The organism is Paenibacillus sp. SAF-068, from assembly GCF_051967555.1.
GTDB lineage: Bacteria > Bacillota > Bacilli > Paenibacillales > Paenibacillaceae > Paenibacillus.
This window is the reverse complement of the sequence record NZ_JBQCJX010000001.1, coordinates 2326903-2346670: the sequence shown is the minus strand read 5'-3', so window position 1 is coordinate 2346670 and position 19768 is coordinate 2326903. Positions and strand designations below refer to the sequence as shown.

Here is a 19768-nt window from a genome sequence, read left to right as displayed (position 1 = left end):
AGGGGTGATTGTTATGAATTGGTTAAATGAACTCTATAAAATAAATAAGCGGGAACCGGACAAGGAAATCGAACGTTCTTTGGTTAATGCCATCTTCCGAATATATGACAGGTTCCCCCGAATGGGCCTTAGAGAGCGGATCGGACAGCAAGAAATGTCCCTCGATATAGCCGATGCTTATATCCATGGCCATAACGCCATGATTGAAGCTGGTGTCGGAATCGGTAAGTCTTTTGGGTACCTGATCCCAAGTCTGCTCACGAATCAAATGTCTCAGAAACCAATCATTATAGCGACATCCTCCATTCAGCTTTCGGAACAGATACATAAAGATTTAAGGATCATTGGCAGCCGGCTGGGATTCACAACAGTTCGATCTGTCGTTGGGAAAGGCATGGGTCAGTATGCCTGCCGAAGTAGAGCGGCGGAATGGATTAGTCCTGAACCTGATGATACGACCTCTTCCGTGTCTACCCTCGCTCAGCGCATATTAAATTATGAAATTGATGAAAGAGCGGATATTGAAGCTGGAATTAGTGATGCCGAATGGTCTCATGTTTCCGTAAATGATTGCACATTTGAACGTTGTCATCATAAAAATTCATGTTTGTTCTACGATATGAGAGCGAAATTGAATGCAAAAGCTCACGAGATTGATTTTATTATCGTAAACCAGGACCTGCTCATACGAGATTTGATGAAGAAAAAAGAAGGAACCAAGAGTATCATCTCGGAACAGCCTGCTCTAATCGTGATTGATGAGGCGCATAATCTGGAAGCAAAAGTTCGAGATGCCAGAACGCTTGAATTTACGTATCGGGGGATCTGCCGCATTCTGGATACCACGGTGCAGCTTCTCACGAAGCAGTACGGGGATAAGAGGCTCTTTTCACAATCCAATTTTATTAAAAAATGTGCTCAGCATATATTCAAACAGATCAGTGCAGATTTGCTGCACCATGCCAAGCAGGATAACGACCGAATCAAAGTGTCGGAGATCAGAGGAATACCGTTAAACCAAGTTTTGAGCAATCTGAAAGATCTCAGTCTGCGCCTTTCCATTTTGACCTCACGCCATGAGCGGGAGATCGATGACGCTTTTGAAGCCATCAACGGACTGATTACCGTCATCCATGTCTTGGCTGAATCAGAGGACAACTATCTCTTATGGGCAAGCAGTCCCCTCGGAGTAGCCAAGATCAGCATCTGTCCCAAAGATATCAGCCAATTTCTGAAATACGCTTTATTTAATGGCAAGGTACCTGTAATCCTAACGTCGGCAACGCTGTGCCAAGGCGGAGATACACTGGAGGAACAATACTCTTATTTGACACATTCCCTCGGTTATAAGGGGGAGTTCATGGATCGCAAATCCTCCCCTTTTGACTACACGAATCATGCCATGATGTACATCTCGAACAACGTTCCATATTACCACCATGACCAGCGAGAAAACTATCTTGAAGCAGCTTACCAAGAGATGGTTCGACTCTGTAATCTAACTCAGGGAAGAACCATCGTCCTTTTTTCAGCAAAGGAGGACATGAAGTACATTCACCAAAAGTTGAGTTCGAGTGGGAGTGAAAATACATGGGCAGTCCATGTTCAAAAAGAGGGATCTTCCCAGGACAGTGTCATCGCCGAATTCAGGAAAAGCAAAGGTGTACTCCTGGGTACCGGTGTATTCTGGGAAGGTGTGAATATCGAGGGTTCCGACCTGTCACAGGTTATTATTTTCCGTCTGCCCTTCCCTGTTCCTTCCGATCCTGTATATGAATATAAGGCATCTGTGACGGAGAATCCGTTCATGGAAGTTTTTGTACCGGACATGCTTCTTCGGTTACGGCAAGGAACAGGTCGCTTGATTCGTAGTGAAATGGACCTTGGCATACTCAGTATACTTGACTCCCGTCTCAGTGCAGCGGCTAAAAAGAGTTACCGGGAACAGGTGCTGGACACGTTGCCGTTCAAAAAAGTAACAGAGGATTTTACGGTTTTGGAGAAGTTTGCCCAGAAAAAAGGAATAGGACATACGGATTAGAAGTGGTACACCCCAACGATATAAACTGTTCAAATCACATGAAACGGCCCTTCCGCCAATCAAGCGGAGGGCTGTTTTTAATGCTGGAAGCAAGATATATGCTACAATATATTTCAAAGTTATGAATCCCAAAGGAGGTATTAACATGGTTGAAAGACCTGCTACAGATGAATATGGAGCTTATTATGAAGGTTATATCCGGCTTGTGCCTGAAGGAAACATCATCGAACGCTTAGAACTGCAAGCCAACATCATACCAACGCTGCTCTCTTCATTAACAGAGGAGCGAGCAAATTATCGTTACGCCGAAGACAAATGGAGCGTGAAAGAGGTCATCGGCCACCTTCTGGATAACGAACGCATCATGAGCAGCCGATTGCTTCGCATCGCCAGAGGTGACAAAACAAATCATCCTGGATATGATCAGGATGTGCTCATGCAAACCCACCCTTTTAATAAATATAACCTCAACGATTTAAGTGAAGAATATGCCGTCACACGCCGCTCAACCATTCTTATGCTTCGTCGCCTCACCCCGGAAGCATGGCTCTGTAGAGGGATCGTCAGTGAGAATCCTGCTTCAGCTCGATCGATTGCATTTGTTATGGCTGGGCATGAGCTCCACCATTTATCAGTACTCCGCGATCGCTATTCAATCGATTTGAAGTTATAAAATTCATCCAAAAAGACTTTGAACCTGCATTCGCAGTAGGATCAAAGTCTTTTCTCATCAGTCTTTTTATCGTTCAAAATGAATCAGATGTGCATCCTCTCGCAAAGAAAACGTGGAATACTCACCTAGAGTCGGAATGTCTCCATTGAATTCAATGGGCAGGACCACATAGCTGGATTGGAAGTAATCCGATCCGTTCCAGCGATCCGAAAAGTATAGGTACTCCTCTTCTGATCGCTTCAGCACAAACGCTGGTTGCGTGCGGTACGTCGTTTCATCGCCAAAATCGCTTAGTATTCCCCATGGTCCATCCATCGTATTAGCCATCGCGTATTTCCCTTGATTGGGAGCCCAACCCGTGCAAAAGGAGGTCACCATATAATACGTCCCTTTCCGTTTGAAGACAGCTGGCGCCTCCCGATATTCCCCCTGCCACAGCTTTCCGACAAGACTTTCCACATTAAGGTAATCCTCTTGCAGACGATAGATGTGAAGGTCCGCATTATCTCTGGCAGCGGATATAAAATATGCCGTCCCGTCATCGTCCTGAAAGAGCGTGCAATCACGCGACATGTAACCATAGGGATTGAAGCTGCCATGATAAATGAACTGGCTATCCGGAGAATCAGATGTGGCAATGGCGCAAGCGGCATCGTTGTAATGGTTTCCATTCTCATAGTGAACCCAGAGAACGAACTTCTGTGTCACCGTGTTGAAAATCACTTTAGGGCGTTCGAGATTCACCTTTCCGCCCTTGTCGTTCATTAATGCCAGATTCGTCCGAACTCGAATGGGTGCAGCTGGCGTAGAAGCCGTCAGGATATGGTTCCGAAACTCCCAGTTGAATAGATCTTTGGAACGGTAACAACTCACATATATATCCTCTCTACGATCCTCACCATACCAGTAATAATAACCGCCATGGAATAACATATGTCCACCATGGGCATGGATCGGATTACCGCTTGAATCATTCCAGATGCGACCATTAGCTAATCGATTATTCCCACCGTTACCTCTCTTCTTGGAAGTATCTTTAATTTGTATCCGATCCAAATATCTTCACCTCCCATAGCCTTGGCGTGTACCAATTGTTAGGGTTGTTATGGAGTGCCGCATTTTGCATATTAATTCGTACATACCTGGCATCAGTGCTTGATAGACTATCTGAGGTGAAGCCGTAAGATGTATTATTGGTTCGATCCAATGCTACGGTCCAGTTTAGATTATCCGTACTGGTCTCAATTTTATATTTGTAAAACCCTTCGGAGCCTTTTTGCATCCACCAGGAGATCTGCACGTTATTCAATTGCTGAACGGAGCCGAGGTCTACCTTCCACCAATGCGGCCAGGAACCGCCTGTACCGACCCATTCGGTTTGATAGTTACCATCATTGGCATAACTTGCCGGGTTCGTTCCGGTAGCCGTTTGTGCTGTTGCAGGTTTACCTTGCGACAGCAGTTTTCCATTTTGAACTGGAACGACAACATCATCGCTTGTGTTGTACAGGACTTGATCAAAATAATCATAAAATGCGTAACCATCGGAGAACCAAACGGGAAGCAGTCGTTCTTCCGTTGTTCCATTTTGCGTGCCTGCCCAGCCGAACATCCAGCGATACGCAACCATAACCACGTTGTTGCCCGTATCTGGCTTCACCCGCATGACGGAACCTGACTGCGCCGAGAAGGTTGATGTGTTGCCAATCGTCCGCAATTCTGACCAATCTCCGTCTATGCTTGTTGCTGATGAATACAAAGGTATGCTCGGATACCAACCTGCCGCTTGGGAAGAGAACAGATAATAAATGCCATCCTTCTTGATCATCTTGGGCAGTTCCCTGTGTTGACTTTGATAAATAACAGAAACTTGATGATCTACATCCAGCCAATCGGAGGTTAACTTATACAGAATCGTGTCCGAATTATTATTGGCGGTAGAGATCAGATAAGCTGAGTCATCGTCATCTTTGAAAATGGAGATATCTCTGGATTCGTTCCCTTCTGGCCGAAAGCTTTTGTGGAATGTAAAGTCTTCTCCTGGCGTGGCCGAAGCAACCGATACTCTGGCTAGTGTGTAATCTGTACTGTTCTCATAGTGAGCCCAAAAAACGAATTTGTTCGTGGGCGCATGGTACAGGATATTAATTCCCTCAAACTTAGCATTCGCAAGATCCGGATGATCCGTGTAGGAAAGGACCACTTTGTCGTTACCATACGTAATATCATCCGTTGATGTCTGTTGAATCATTTCGCCGAATCCACCGGATGATTTTTGTACGAAGTTAAACCTGTAGTAGGTACCCCCCACTTTAAGTTCATTCGGGAGCATGAGAGTAGATTGCGTGGTGTTATCGAAAGTTGTGAGGTTATCCGGGAGGCTGTAAGGGATATAATCTGGCGAGACAGCGGAGGTTAACAAGGAAGTTCCACCGTAAGCCTTGACTTGATACTTGTAAGTGCTACCCATGTTGAGGTCATAATCATCCGTCGTTATACCTTTTAATGTCTGTAATAACGTATAGGGCGCGTTGTTCTCGGATCTGTACAATTCGTATGCAGTCGCTCCCTGGACAGGTGCCCAATGAATTTTGGCGTTGGATACTTCGGATTCATTTTTCAATACAAACAGTGTTGCAGCAATCTGGGTCTCTTCACCAGCAGCATGAACGGTTTGAGCTGAGGACGTTAAATGTACGGTTAACAACATCAATGCAATGACGACAGCAATCCACGATTTACCTTTGATCATGTCTCATCATCTCCTTTATTGGAAGACCAACCTTCCTGTCGCAGGAAGGCTGATCCAGGTGAACTTGACTTTATTTCAGATTCATCAGTGTCATTACATCCGTCTCGCTGGCTTGGTTGTACCAGTCGTTAACTTCTTCGATAACCGTGTCTCCGCCTTTTTCGTGCCACTGTTTCACAAAGGTATCAAATGCTTCAAGTGGTTCATTGCCATATATGATTTTGGTGAACGTTTCTTGTTCCATGGTGGTCAACTGTTCCCACACGTTTTGCATTGTTGGTGTTGGCGGACCATTAAACTCATTTGGCAGCAAAACATCCCTGTTCTCATATGAAATCCGGTATCCATCCTGGGTCGTTTGGTCCTTTGAAGCACTCTGAATGAGGACTCCCGTGTCGGCTTTAACGCCGTTCGCCAGATCGTAGTACGATTGCCCGGGACCATCAACACTCGGTGTATTTTTGGTAAATGCCATTTTTCCAACGCCCTGCACCGCCTCGAGTGGCGTATTGAATTTCGTTGGATCGAAAGTGACTTCCTCATTGACGATGTCGTAATCGTATCCTTGAGCGTAGCCATATTTAAAATCTCCCGTGCTGAACGCCGCATCGTACATTTTATCGTAGTACAGGAAGAAGGCTTCCATGTTCTGAAAATCCTTGTTAAACATGAACACGCCATCGTTCAACTGGGCGGACTGATAGGTCTTGTCACCGTTCACGCCTTGAATGGTCGGATATGCACTAATTTGTGCACCCTCAACATTTTTCTCCACGTCCTTCACACTGTCGTACAGCCAAGGACGACCAATGATGATACCTGCTTTTCCTTCCGTAAAATCGGACAGTGCGTCCCATGCCCCTTGGGTGGCTAATTCTTTGTTCAAGTATCCTTTCGCATACCAATCGCGTAACTTGGCAAGTGCCTCTTTGTTGCCATCAGCCACCGATCCATAGGTAAGTTTGCCGTTGTCGTTATGCCATTGCCTTGGAAGATGCTTGCCCGTGTATGCGCTGAATATCATAACCGGATCGCTAACCCAGCCCGTATTGTAGGAATCTTTACCCGAAAATGTAAAGCCGTATGTGTCTTTCTTGCCGTTCCCATCCGGGTCCTCATTGGTGAATGCCGCGATGACTTGCTCAAACTCTTCAATCGTTGTTGGCGCTTTCATATTTAATTTGTCCAACCAGTCCTGGCGGATCAGCATGACTTCGCCTTCTGTCAGATTCGGCGCAATCGCCATTCCGTAGACCTTACCCTCCCTAACCACTGGATTGAAGGTAGTCGGGTATTGTTTGTAAATTTCTTTTATCCGTTCAGGCATGTAGGTTGATATGTCTTCCGTAATCTCCTTGACCTGCCCTGACTCGATCAGATCATTGACCAGCATGGTGTCATAGACGGGCAGAACGTCTGGCAGCTTCTCGGAACCCGTCAGGGCCAGCCGCAGCTTGGTATTATATTGTGAAGCATCACCTCCCAGCAGGGTGGTCTGGATTTTGATACCCAGGTTTTGTTCGCCCCAACGGGTCAACACATTGTCATTCAACGTCTCCCCATTGATGTACTTCCCGGCATTCTCATCCTGTTGTTTGGCGATGGTGATCGTAAATGGCGGATCATATTTTCCGTCCTTAAGCACCGATGCCGGTGCGGTCTCGGAAGCACTCTCCCCTTTGCTGCAGCCAGCCACAAGAATAGTCGACAGCATAACGATACTTACCATTTTCCATAAATCAGTTCTTTTCTTCATGGAAACATGCCCCCTTCACTCATACTCAATTTGTTTTCTATATAAGTTCAACTAATTGCATATTTACACTGGCACTCCGATGACAGAACAACCTTCCGATCGTTGTTATTACCAGAGTTTTTATTCATTTTTTCAAAGGTGAAATTCTGGTAATAGCGTATGCTTCCGATGCAGCTTTCTTTCAGAAAGCTTTTAGGCGAACGCTCCGCTTCTTCAGGTCTCTTCTGTCCTCTCCGTTATCGTGTAAATGTTTAGATGAACTTATAGTAATCCAATTTATCGTCATCCTAACTATTCTTTGACGGCTCCTAGTACAATCCCCTTTACGAAATATCGTTGTAAAAATGGATATACCAAAATGATTGGGAGCGTGCTTACAAAAATTTGCGCTGCCTTGATGCTCTGTTCAGACATGGCTGCCACCTCAGACTGGCTCATCGCCATATTCTGCATATTGCTCTGTACGACAACGGTCTGCAGGAACGAAGCCAGCGGATACTTACTCGCATCCGACATGTACAAAATGCCGTCAAACCAGGAGTTCCAGTGCCCCACCATAATGAACAAGGATACGGTCGCAATGCCTGGCAGAGATAATGGTAAATATATTTTGCTGAGAATGACGAAGAAGGATGCTCCATCAATGAATGCCGCTTCTTCCAGGGCTTTGGGAATCGTTTTAAAAAAATTGACGAGAAGAATCAGGTTATACGCACCAAATGCTCCCGGTAACACAAGCGCCCATATGGTGTCCTTTAATCCAAGGGCTGTGATCAATATGTAAGAAGGTATCAATCCCCCGGAGAAGAGCATGGTGAAGATAAAAAACCACATGAGCACGTTGCGTCCCCGGAATTCCTTGGACAGGGCATATCCTGCACAGGTAAGGATAAACATGCTGATGGTCGTACCCAATACGGTCCGAGTGATGGATGTCAGCATGGCACCGTTGAAATTGGAATTGTTGAACGTTTTAACATAGGCATCCACGTTGAACCCCACCGGCCAAAATGACACCATATTACCGCTAATAGCCGCTTTGCTACTGAGCGATTGCGCGAGCAGATGAAGCAGTGGTAGAAAACAAGCGAGACCTGCCAGTATCATGAATGCGTAATTAAAATAGGAGAATACTCTATAGCCTGTCGTTTTATGGTACATGATCCCTCTCCCTCCTTGTTAGAATATTTTGTAATTGGCATATTTATAGGCCAGCCTGTAGGAGACAACGATCAAGATCAGGCTTATTCCTGATTTGAACAGTCCTACAGCGGTCCCGAAGCCGTATTGTCCGTTTAACAAGGATGAACGGTAGACATAGGTGTCAATGATATCTCCTGTACTGTAGACAAGCGGATTGTACAGATTGAATACCTGATCAAAGCCTGCATCCAGAATATTGCCCAGACTCAGCGTAGAAATGACGATAATCATGGGTAACATGCTAGGCAAGGTGACGTATCGAATCTGCTGCCGGCGTGTGGCCCCATCGATCTCGGCCGCTTCGTAATAGGAAGGGTTAATTCCCGCAATGGTCGCCAGATAAACAATCATGCCGAAGCCAAAGCTCTTCCATACGTCACTAATTACAACCGTGAATCGAAACAGATCAGGATCACCCAAAAAGTAAATGGGATCGTTTCCGAAAATCCTTGTCAAAATGTGATTGATGCCTCCGTCTAATCCGAGAATATCGATCATCAAGCCTGCCACAGTAACCCAGGACAAGAAATGCGGCAGATACACCAGTGTCTGAACACTTTTCTTAATGCCCATATTTCGGATCTCGCTCAGCAGAATGGCCATGACGATCGGAACAATGATGCCAACGATAATTTTAGAAACGGCGATAATCAGCGTATTGACGATCGCTTGTGTGGCTTCTTTGTACTGGAAAATTCGTTCGAAGTTATCTAGCCCGATCCACCGTGAACCTGTGATGCCCAGCCATGGCTTGTAGTCCTGAAATGCCATAAGCAAACCTACCATCGGACCATAAGAAAAGATGCAGACAAACACAAAAGCGGGAATACACAGGACGTACAAAGGCCAGCTTTTCTTGAGTTCCTTTCTGAATGAAGTCCGCTGGGAAAGCTTTGTTTTTGTTTTTTTTGCGGATCTGGCGGGCACAATCTCGTTAATGTTGAATACCTCCTCTATGATGGCTTTTCGAAAGCGATCCTTGAAGATAAGCTTAACAAAAGCGCTCTCACTCCAAAATGCCAAAATTTCAAGATCATCACCCCGCCCTGAAGTATTTTAAAAACGCTTTCATATATCATGGTTGCTACTCTTCCGCTTTTGAAAGGTTTGGCTTATATTAAAGTTAATCCGATCCGGGGTTTAACCTATACGTGTAGCGATATGAAAGGAAACACATATGATCCGAAAAATGTATATGAAGCGATTCATCTATTTCTTTGTTTTTTTTCTGCTGCTGACATTGAGTTTGTTTTTCATAATGAACCGCTTGAGCTCCAAGACACTAGAAGAAAATCTGATTGGCGCTTCCAAAAACCAGCTTGATTATGTGACAGGTATTCTGGACGGGATTATATACGAGGCGAATATGTACGGGGTTCAATATGCAGCCGACAGTGATGTTCGCTTTTATCAGAGGCATGTTATCGAGCTCAGCAATTACGATTCCCAAATGAAGAAAAACGATATCGTTGATCGCCTGCGCCAAACACTCCTATCCAGTCGATCGATCGAATCAATCGGCATCTACTGGAAATCTGAAGAAACATTTCTGTCCACCAACAGTACGCCAGAGGCAAGACTTCCGTTCAAGGATGTTCATGAGCGAGGATGGCAAATTGTCGGTAATAGCTTGTATTACTTCGCTCTCTACCCTTACATTCAAAAATCGGGACAAACAGAACCGACTCAGTACATCGTTGGTGTAAAGCTGAATACCGATTATTTGAAAAATCTGCTGAAAAAAGCTGTGAACAACGACAGCTCAAATGCTTTTTTTTGGTTTAGCCCCCAGCAGGTATGGAGCGAGAAAGAAATCGACAACGAACTTCTGAAAGCGGTTACCAAGATGCTCTTACCTCAGCCAGAAGTAACTATAAAATATGATTATCACACGAATTCGGACGATTACTATGTTCTTTCGCGATATATCGAATCGATCGACGCCTATCTGATTACATATACACAGACGAATGATTTCCTGCAACCGCTTGACCGTAACCGTAAAGTATTCTTTGCGAGCATTTTAGCTGTTTTTACACTTGGTCTGGTTGTGATCTTTACGTTTTACCGGAACTATTACCGTAATATCCGCTTGTTGGAGAGAAAGTTTTCACAGGTCGAACAAGGAAATCATAACACGCGTATTACCGAAAATACGGATAGAGAGTTTTACACCCTGTTCAGAAGTTTTAATCATATGGTCACCGAGATCCAGGATCTGTTCGTATCCTTGAAAACCGAAACGGAACTAAGACGAAGTGCGGAACTTCAACAACTCCAAGCTCAGATTAATCCCCATTTTTTGTACAACAGTTTGTTTTTCATTATGTCAGTGGCTCAGTTTTCACCTGATTCTGTCATGCGTATGAGCAAACATCTGGCTGAATATTATCGGTATTTAACCAAGTTGGACCGGCATGAAGTTACGTTAGAAAGCGAGCTTCAGTTTGCGGAACATTTCCTGATTATTATGGCTCTCAGTAAAAAAATGGAGTACAACATTGATCTGCCGCAAGAACTGTCCTCCCTTCCCCTCATGCCGCTGATCATCCAGCCCGTGGTTGAAAATGCGATTCAACATGGAATTGAAGGACATCAAGGTGCCCATCGGGTGAGGATCGATGTAAGACAGACAGAAGCTGCGATAACGATCAAAGTCTCCGATGATGGAAAAGGTCTTTCGCTGGAGGATATCCGCAGCCTGGAGGCTCGACTTGAGAGCGATGCTTCGCCTGAAGGAATCAAAGGCGTAGGGCTCTGGAATGTCAATCGACGTCTGAAAAATACGTATGGCGAACATAGCGGGCTACATTTTACAACAAATGATTGGGGCGGCTTGTCCGTCCTGCTTCTCATCAGCACTTCAGAAGTGAAAGGAGATAGTTCATGCGATTATTAATTGTGGATGACGGACATTATGTCGTTGAGTATATGAAGCACTTGCTCGATTGGAAAACTTACGGTATTGATCAGATCGAGACGATGACCAATTCGATTGAGGCAAGGGAAATGCTGACTCAAACCCATATTGATATTCTAATCACTGATATCCGAATGCCTGAGGTCTCAGGTCTTGATCTGCTTCAGCATATTCACCAACATAACTTGCCAACCAAAGTGATCATCCTTTCCGGCTACTCCGAGTTCGAATATGCGCAACAAGGAATCCGTTTAGGCGCACTGGACTATCTGCTCAAACCTGTCGACAAAGATGATGTGGAGAAAGCCATGACCAAAGCCATCAACAATATTACAAAGACACGGCCTGCTCAAACTGTTGCATGGGAGAACTTTAATGGATTGGAGTTTTTGCTATCGCTGCTTGGACATAACGAAATATTAAAAAAGCAATATGAGGCTTATGCTGAATTTATAGGGAAACGCCGCTTTTGCTGTCTCAAGCTGGAGGGTTTCACACAGGAACAAGAGAGTGTTCTAAAACATGCTGTCGGTGAACAATGGGATCGTCTCGTATGGGCTGCTGGAGCCCAATTGGTCGCTTTTGTTCCGGAAGAAACTGCTTCAGAACTGACCATTAAACTGGAGCAATCGCTTATGTCCCCTCCCTTTGTATTGACTGATCGACACGTGACCCGACAGATATTCTACAGGTTCTTCCTTAATGAGGATGTAAACTCAGAGGATCTTACTGGTATATTCAGCCATTCCCCGTCATGCGGTGATTGGGAATCAGCCGGAGTTATCCTTAAAAAATATGATCAAATCTGCCTCCGTAAGCAAAAAATAATCTTTCTTATGAATACCATTCAATATGTATATCTGACCGATAAAGATCGCAATTCTTCGGAAACCTTGAATTGGATATTCCACCAGTTACGGCATCCTGATGAACTATCCTCAACTCTCATGGAACGGGTCAGTCGGATCCGAAACAACAAACAGATGTCCATTCAGACTATCGTCGACAAAGTGCAAACGTATATCGAAGACCATCTGTCACATGGCCTTAGTCTGGATGAACTGGGCAAAGTTGCCCATCTCCATCCTGTTTACTTTTCCAAACTGTTTAAACAGGAGACGGGCGAAAATGTGTCAAACTATATTTCCAGGAAGAGGTTGGAGAAAGCTTCGCAACTGCTTCAAGATTCGGAACTCCGTGTAGCCGATATAGCCCAGATGGTTGGTTACCGAAAAAATCAATATTTTATCCAGTTGTTCAAATTGGAATACGGGGTTACGCCCTACCAGTACCGTAGAAATATGATGCATCAATGAAATTATAGGTACTGATGTTTTTTTAACGCCACTGAGCGATTATGTTCCTAAAGTCCAAAATGCAGTCTTCGCCAGGCGGAATACAAGTTCTTATCTTCAGCAGAGGACAAGAATTAGTACTCCTTAATCGGTTCTAACGATCCTTTAATCTTGCTAGTCACCCAAAGCACAGCAGGAAACATAATGCCAAACATCATGGCAGAATAAGGCCATACTTGATTTAACTCGATTATGAATGAAATGTTAGGCCATATGAAATTCGCCATGGCTAATATGATCAGTATCATGGGAATCAGCAGAGCGTTAACGGTACGAAGGCGAAAAACATCCGCAATCCCTTGTGCTGAAATATACAGAAGCAGTGCAAGGCGGAAAAAAATAGTAACGAACCAGACGATTGCCAGGATGATCTCAAATCGCTGAAGAAACTCGCCAATATTAATGGTTCGATCAATAAAAAATGTAGGAAACGTCAAATCCGCTATTACACCAGCGCTGATGACTGTGATGATTTGCAACACCATGAAAAAATACATACTGCCGCTAATCAAGGCACTTACAATCACCGATTTTCTCCATTGTTTTGGATCTGAGAAGTGATGTGCAAAAAAAAGATAAAGGATCGCTTCTACATAAGGGAAAGCAAATAAATTGATGGATGCGAGAACGACAGGTTTCAAACCGTTTTCCAAAATAGGAAGAAGATTGTTTAGTTCCGCACCAGGAAGAAGAGTAATTCTGACCAATAGATACAGCGCCAGAAGGAAAAAAAACAAAATTTCCGCACAACGGCCAATGACGACCGGACCCGATCGTACGGCAAAATAAACGGCTATAAGCATCATGAAATATATGGCATCGTAAGGTGTTTCAGGCATAATAGATGTCGTGACAAAGTCTCCTAGATTTCGAAGTGTCATGATACACTCAAGAAATGGAAAGGAAAAAATGAAAACTGTGGCAATCGTCCCGCCCAGAGGGCCGAAGAGACAACGGAGATACTCCACGAAAGTTCTTCCCTTCATATGCCTGGCGATAGAGGTATACAACGGGATCAACAACAGATAAAAGGCCAAGGACATGGGAATGGAAAGCCACGCATCCTGTTTAGCAACAGAGGTAATAGCTGCAGGCAGTACCAAGTATGCACTTCCTATTTGATACAGAGCAAACCATGTAATGGCCTGGCGAACAGTCAGCTTGGTATTCACTCCAAAGTCCCCTTCTATGATAATATTGTTGTAATAAACTGGCTTACCGGTTGGAATATCATCCGAATCCCTTCCAGTGGACTAGGCAGTTCAATATGCGCTATCCTCAGAACGATAAATATAACGCCTACAGCAAACAATACCAAGCTATATACGATTTCACGTACGTATTGCTTCTCCTTCAACGCTCGAAATTCAATAACCATTGCGAAAATAGATCCGACCAGTATTACATATAACATATACTTCCTCTCCTAATTGTCTTGATGGGAACCGACGGAATTGGTAATTTTTCCGACACGGTGCAAACGATATTGGAGATGAATGTCTACCTGGAGAGTTTGAAATTTCTTCGTCCAATCCTCTTTCCATTTGTGCCATTCATGGGGGTACTTTCGATGAAAAGCCTCCCCAAATCCGAATATATCGGAACCGATCTGCTGCGCATTTTGAATGCCTTCCTTTAAAATCTGTTCCTGTTCTTCTCTGCCTGCATCCTGAAACTGATTAAACGTCTTTTCATCTTTCAGGTCAGCATTACACGTGACCTCTCCGATGTTGGCTTCTGTATCCACTACAAGCGTAATGTGTGGTTCACTGTCTTTTATTTTTGGAATGATTTTTACGTTGTTACGAATGACTTCAAAAGCAAACTTTCCTTTGGTATTCGGGCAGCTAACGGAAGCAACTGTACTGGAAACGCGGTTGGATATGTAGGTAAAAGCCTTACTCTTGGATTCTTCTATCCAGCCAGTCAACCGGTCCCCCTGGAATACGCCAATTCCGGTAAATAAATAATTCACATGTTTCGGTGATTCTTTCACGTTATCGAGAGTTAGACCTTTATTTAGATTGTTCAATCGAATGCCCGTAAGAACGGGCTCGATGCCATCTTTCGTTAAACGTTGAAGAAGATCTTTGGCATCGACCGCAGAGGTCGGTGCCCATGTTTTCTCAGATACTTTCAAAGCTTTATACATATCCATTGCAGGTAAAACTTCGGTTGGAGCTACGAACGTAACGGCATCCTTAGCGGAACTCCCTCTGACAATGGCCAAATGAAAATCAGGGCGAATTTCATGATCCCGTAACAGAAAATCCAATGGCTTCTTGATGCCGTTTCTTGCCGTCTTCTCGTCAAAGATTACAAACTTCAGGTGAGACATGTACATTTTCCGAGATGATTCGGTGGTGAGTTTTCGAAGAGCTTCGAATAGTGTGTCAGAGCGGCTGGAAAAAACGATCGTTGGTGACCGTTCCATAGCCCGATTACGAGACATTTGAGAAGGGTCGACGACTTGCAGACTGATTTCATATTGGTCATCCACTGTATCAATACCCAGGGCTATCACAACGGATATTTCGTTCAGCTCTTTACTGTTCCAACAACCCGTAACAACGACCATGAGCAAGATGTAAGTAAGCAGTTTTAAAGTTGTGGATCGGTACGAGGTCATGGGGGCTTACTCCTTTTGTTTTTTGTACTGATTTGTTTTATTCCTAAATGGGAAACGCAATACGGCATCACTCTGCTTCGACGAATTGTAATTCGCAAAAGGAGTCATATACGGCACACCAAATGAATGAAGGCTATTCAGATGTACAAAGAGTATGAGCATGCCAACTGTCAAACCATATACTCCGTAGATCGCAGCTAACCCGATAAATACAAATCGCAATATCCGTATTGGAATGGCCATCGTATAAGAAGGGATAACAAAGCTTGAAATAGCTGTAATGGCAACGACAATGACCATAACAGGTGAAACAATATTTGCTTCTACGGCCGCCTGACCAATAACGATGGAACCGACAATGGAAACTGCCTGACCAACCGTTCTTGGCATTCGAAGTCCTGCCTCTCTCAGGATTTCAAAAATCACTTCCATGATTATGGCCTCTACAAATGCCGGAAAAGGCACTCCTTCACGCTGCGCAGATAAACTTAATAACAGAACTGTTGGAATCATATCCTGATGAAACGTTGTTAACGCGACATATATGGCTGGAGCCAACATACAAATTACCAGGGAGATGTATCTTAATATTCGAATAATGCTGCTGTAAATATAAGATTGATAATAATCCTCAGCTGATTGAATGAAATCAACAAACACCGCGGGGGCAAGGATAACGAAAGGAGTTCCATCCACAAATATCGCAATTTTGCCCTCCATGACGCCTGCTGCAATAGAATCTGGACGATCCGAATTATAGAAAATCGGAAATATAGTAAACTGTTTCTTCTCTGTGAGGGATTCTTCGAGATATTCGCCTTCAAGCACACGATCTACGTTCATCCTTTTTAATCTGGATATCAAGTTCAGAACCATATCCTGATCAGCGATCCCATCCATATACATGACCGATATGTCCGTCTTGGTTTTCTCACCAACTTTGATGTTTGATAGCCGCACTCTTGTATCTTTAACCCTGCGGCGAACCATCGTTGTATTTGTGCGTAACGTTTCCGTAAACGATTCTTGCGGACCTCTGATCACAGGCTGCGCCTTCGATTCTGTAATGCTGCGTTCTTCCCATCCTGGCAAGGAAATAACTAATCCTTCATCCATACCGTCCAGTAACAATAGAGCTCCGCCTGAAAGAATTTGATCCAATGCATCTTCAATGCTCTGAGCCAAACTTGCTTCGCCGACATCCAGAATGCTATTTTTCAAAAATGGTAAAGACATCTCATCCCTATCTGAAAAGGTGAATTCATGCAATGGACGAATCACGTTGTCTTGTACCTTCTGCATGTCAACCATGCCATCCAAATAAAACAGAGCGGCGTGTTTCCTTCCAATCGTGATCTCACGAACAACAAAATCAGAACTGTTTCCCATGAAGTCACCAATTAGATCGATATTGCGAACGATTTGTTTGGAAAATTTGGGTTGCAACTTCATTTTCACAATCCCCCTTGATTATGTAGTATTGGTACTAATTCGAAATATAATCAATGAGTTGTAAGAGCACTCCGTCCCATCCCCTTGTGGACCGTAAGTTCAGCCCCCACTCAAAACAGAAAAGCAAAAAAGCCGCTATTTTAGATTAGCGACTTTGAATGAACCTATATAACTTACGATTTAAGCTCTTTAATTACTTTGGCAGTTCACCCCCTACCCCATCCTTCACTTCACTCGTTTCTTCACGGGTATCCAGATCTCACCTGAAACATTCCCATGTCGTGCCATTCCATAATACATTTCGAAAGCAGGGCCCTCAACCTGTTCATATTCAGATGTTGGAAACCACTCAGAATAGATTCGTTACCATAATTTTTGCATATCACACTACGGCTCCGGGAAAAGCGCCCACGTTAATGGTAGGACAGCAAGTTTGGTGAATTTCTCCGGAATTTCAAGCCCCTTAGGTGCATGATAACAGATCATGTATTTGAAAGATTCTTTCGTGTGATCATAAAGGGCGGCATGTAACATGGTATCACCAAAACGTCCCAGTAAGTCATTCATATGATCAACGCTGCCATCATCATCACATTTTATTGAAATATGAAAGGACATTCGAGGATAGGCTTTTGGAGAAGTCAACCGTCGACGTCGAATGTACTCCGATAACGATACGCCAGTAATAAATGGAAACATTCTTTGAAAATGATAGGTCGAGCAAAAGGCTCGCTGTGCTATTTCGTCAAATGAGATTGTGTCCGCTAGATTTGTTTCGATATATTCCATGGCGCCATTCATCCTGTCCGACTTTGTGCTGATTCACTTTATTCCCTATAAGTGGTTTCCTTAGAGATTAAACTTTCAGTTTACTTGTTAGCTACAATTGTAAATTCCCATGGAATGTTCTCATTATCCCAACCACGATGCTCATCAAATTTCTTTATATTAAAACCAGTAGTAATAACGGAATTTATTATTTCACTAAGCGTGTACAACCTGATCGAAACATCTGGAAAGTCCTGTTGTTCATCTTGATCGAAATAATGTTTATATGCTACATCGCCATTATGTAATTCCTCGTCAAAGTAGTTTGCCTGGATTGAGTATTCGATTTGAGAATTAGAGGAAACGAGACACCTTCTTAAAGGATGAAAGTCACTTAGAACCATTACACCATCATCTTTAAGTAACGAGAACAGTAGCGACATGAATTTTTCAATGTCATTGAAATAGTGTAAAATTCCGCCTTCCAAATATAACATGTCAAAATGACCACCATACTTTTCTACATCTATATCATAAATATCAGTAACAACATATTGTATAGACACATTGGCGGCATCTGCCAGTTCTAAAGCATATTTCTTATTTTCTTCAGATATATCGAATACGGTAACATCTGCCCCTAACAATGCTATTGGGACTGCTTTTCTTCCGTTTGAACCACAAAGATTAGCAATTCTTTTCCCGGTAATCTGTTCAAAATACTGCTTATGTTTTTTAAGCTGTGCAAGGGGATTAGCTAATATTTGTTGTGCCTTTTCCTTAGGTAAACCATCTCGTCTATTCCAAAATTCATATGCCCGATGTTCCCAAGCTGCCTTATTTTTAGCACTTTGTTCATTCATGTTAAGTCAAATCCCCCTTCTATTACTCTATTCTGAAACCCACCGAATTCCTTAGAATACGGATATTCTCTTGAAGGAACGCATTATTTTTTTGAATGCCTCTATTTTTACACCAAACAACTGCGCTGAAAGCATCGTACATATCGTAAAATGGTAGCACGCTTTCCAGAGCCATCATAGGTCGAATCGATTCATAACCTTTAATGAACGGGATCTTTGTTCTCGGATTGACTTTCCAAATATATCGATTCACTTTTGTGAAATCTATTTCCGAGGAACCACTACGAGCGCTCTCAAAATCAATAATGCCAGCCACCTCGTTACCATTTACCAATATATTACCTGGCCTAAAATCCATGTGAACAATGCACGGTCCGTCAGGATGCGGTAAAGCAGAGAAAACACCATCAAAGTGATGAATACATCTCTCAACCAATTCAGGGTCGAGAATTTCTTTACAGGGTTCTTTCCACTTTTCAAAATTACTTTTGATATATAATCTCCAATTATTTTGGTCAAGTAACTTAAAACCATCGGATCCATGGTAACCGTACCCAGGAGTTTTAACCTCATGGAGCATAGCGTGATACATGCCAATCTGAAAAGAAAGATTCTCATCCATCTCTCCTGTACAAGGTATACCTTGAATTGCTGAAAGGAGCAACGCTCCGATATCACTTTCATCCCCGTCCCAAATGTCCAATACCTTGGGAACAGGTATTACATCCTTTAATTGTTCAAGCATCTGAAATTCACGGAATAGTTTATCCTTATTAAATGGAATTTTCACATATACGTTTTCTCCACTGACAAGAGTAAGTTTGTATACATCAGAACTAAATGACTCTGGAACATCTTCAATATGTAAGACATTTAAGTTTAGTTTTTCTATAACTTTGAGAATGGTATTCATATATCACCTCCTGTTTTGGAGAATACATCGATCAAAGAAGATTATTCTTACCCACAATTATTGTTCTTTTCGTTTAAAAAACATCTTGCCAACCATAAGTCCCATTGCAGATGAACAGATCAGATATCCAAAGAACAAGAAAAGCAAATAAACACCATGAAGATCTGCGGGAATCTGTTTTACACCTTCAAACCAAACCAAACGAAAAGGGTAAAAAATGACTACCCAAATGATCAGCAAGAAAAGAAGAAAATTAATTATTTTTAGCACAATACCGATCCTTTCAAGTCTAAGTGGTAAAAGAAAGTTGAATGTACATGCTTCATTTTTCATCACGCATTACTTCACCACTGCCCGCACGATAATAGTAAGCTTATGTATTGGGGTTGCTGAGTTGAATCTATAAAAACTACTAAATCTGTATTGGAAACATTAAGGATATT

At 43.2% G+C, this 19768-nt stretch carries 18 protein-coding genes; 4 read left to right on the top strand and 14 right to left on the bottom strand.

The window, feature by feature from the left end; translation table 11 throughout:
* Positions 1-13 precede the first annotated feature (13 nt).
* Together ACTHPG_RS10220 and ACTHPG_RS10215 are read left to right on the top strand one after the other, a co-directional pair.
* Complete coding sequence (locus ACTHPG_RS10220) at positions 14-2041, top strand: ATP-dependent DNA helicase (protein WP_440389101.1); 2028 nt, start codon at positions 14-16, stop codon at positions 2039-2041.
* Between the two features lie 145 nt (positions 2042-2186).
* The gene (locus ACTHPG_RS10215) at positions 2187-2714 is read left to right on the top strand and encodes a DinB family protein (protein WP_440389100.1); all 528 of its coding nucleotides are present in this window, start codon (positions 2187-2189) and stop codon (positions 2712-2714) included.
* Positions 2715-2780: 66 nt separating this feature from the next.
* Here the strand turns inward: ACTHPG_RS10215 and ACTHPG_RS10210 are convergent, their stop codons facing one another.
* The 5 genes from ACTHPG_RS10210 to ACTHPG_RS10190 form a co-directional block, all read right to left on the bottom strand.
* Complete coding sequence (locus ACTHPG_RS10210) at positions 2781-3770, bottom strand: family 43 glycosylhydrolase (protein ID WP_440389098.1); 990 nt, start codon at positions 3768-3770, stop codon at positions 2781-2783.
* Positions 3751-5466 (bottom strand): discoidin domain-containing protein, encoded by a 1716-nt coding sequence (locus ACTHPG_RS10205; protein WP_440389097.1) that lies wholly within the window; start codon positions 5464-5466, stop codon positions 3751-3753. Before ACTHPG_RS10205 ends, ACTHPG_RS10210 begins: the two co-directional genes overlap by 20 nt.
* Positions 5467-5536: 70 nt before the next feature.
* Positions 5537-7222: a hypothetical protein gene (locus ACTHPG_RS10200; RefSeq protein ID WP_440389095.1), complete on the bottom strand. Its 1686-nt coding sequence runs from the start codon at positions 7220-7222 to the stop codon at positions 5537-5539.
* Positions 7223-7513: 291 nt separating this feature from the next.
* Positions 7514-8383, bottom strand: a complete 870-nt coding sequence (locus ACTHPG_RS10195; RefSeq protein ID WP_017688372.1) for a carbohydrate ABC transporter permease — start codon at positions 8381-8383, stop codon at positions 7514-7516.
* 18 nt (positions 8384-8401) lie between these two features.
* Positions 8402-9196 carry an ABC transporter permease gene (locus ACTHPG_RS10190; RefSeq protein ID WP_260632754.1) on the bottom strand — a complete coding sequence of 265 codons (795 nt, stop codon included), beginning with the start codon at positions 9194-9196 and terminating at the stop codon, positions 8402-8404.
* Positions 9197-9602: 406 nt separating this feature from the next.
* Here ACTHPG_RS10190 and ACTHPG_RS10185 point away from each other — a divergent pair, with 406 nt between their 5' ends.
* Together ACTHPG_RS10185 and ACTHPG_RS10180 are read left to right on the top strand one after the other, a co-directional pair.
* Positions 9603-11324 carry a sensor histidine kinase gene (locus ACTHPG_RS10185; RefSeq protein WP_440389094.1) on the top strand — a complete coding sequence of 574 codons (1722 nt, stop codon included), beginning with the start codon at positions 9603-9605 and terminating at the stop codon, positions 11322-11324.
* A complete protein-coding gene (locus tag ACTHPG_RS10180; protein WP_440389093.1) occupies positions 11312-12661 on the top strand; it encodes a response regulator transcription factor in 1350 nt (449 codons plus the stop codon). The genes ACTHPG_RS10185 and ACTHPG_RS10180 overlap by 13 nt, the downstream gene beginning before the upstream one ends.
* Positions 12662-12774: 113 nt before the next feature.
* On the opposite strand, the gene ACTHPG_RS10175 is transcribed toward ACTHPG_RS10180, so the two are convergent.
* From ACTHPG_RS10175 to ACTHPG_RS10135, 9 genes are all read right to left on the bottom strand, one after another.
* Positions 12775-13872, bottom strand: coding sequence for a GerAB/ArcD/ProY family transporter (locus ACTHPG_RS10175; RefSeq protein WP_440389092.1), 1098 nt, complete (start codon positions 13870-13872; stop codon positions 12775-12777).
* A gap of 14 nt (positions 13873-13886) precedes the next feature.
* Positions 13887-14114, bottom strand: a complete 228-nt coding sequence (locus ACTHPG_RS10170) for a hypothetical protein (RefSeq protein WP_440389091.1) — start codon at positions 14112-14114, stop codon at positions 13887-13889.
* 12 nt (positions 14115-14126) lie between these two features.
* A complete protein-coding gene (locus tag ACTHPG_RS10165; RefSeq protein WP_440389090.1) occupies positions 14127-15329 on the bottom strand; it encodes a Ger(x)C family spore germination protein in 1203 nt (400 codons plus the stop codon).
* A 6-nt stretch (positions 15330-15335) separates the two neighbouring features.
* A complete protein-coding gene (locus ACTHPG_RS10160) occupies positions 15336-16781 on the bottom strand; it encodes a spore germination protein (protein WP_440389089.1) in 1446 nt (481 codons plus the stop codon).
* A gap of 225 nt (positions 16782-17006) precedes the next feature.
* Entirely contained in the window at positions 17007-17141 is a 135-nt protein-coding gene (locus tag ACTHPG_RS10155; RefSeq protein ID WP_440390211.1) for a GyrI-like domain-containing protein, read from the bottom strand.
* A gap of 27 nt (positions 17142-17168) precedes the next feature.
* Positions 17169-17570 carry a hypothetical protein gene (locus tag ACTHPG_RS10150; RefSeq protein WP_440389088.1) on the bottom strand — a complete coding sequence of 134 codons (402 nt, stop codon included), beginning with the start codon at positions 17568-17570 and terminating at the stop codon, positions 17169-17171.
* Between the two features lie 80 nt (positions 17571-17650).
* Complete coding sequence (locus tag ACTHPG_RS10145; RefSeq protein ID WP_440389087.1) at positions 17651-18412, bottom strand: class I SAM-dependent methyltransferase; 762 nt, start codon at positions 18410-18412, stop codon at positions 17651-17653.
* A 22-nt stretch (positions 18413-18434) separates the two neighbouring features.
* Positions 18435-19325 (bottom strand): phosphotransferase family protein, encoded by an 891-nt coding sequence (locus ACTHPG_RS10140; RefSeq protein ID WP_440389086.1) that lies wholly within the window; start codon positions 19323-19325, stop codon positions 18435-18437.
* 57 nt (positions 19326-19382) lie between these two features.
* Positions 19383-19661, bottom strand: coding sequence for a hypothetical protein (locus ACTHPG_RS10135; protein ID WP_440389084.1), 279 nt, complete (start codon positions 19659-19661; stop codon positions 19383-19385).
* Between the last annotated feature and the right edge of the window lie 107 nt (positions 19662-19768).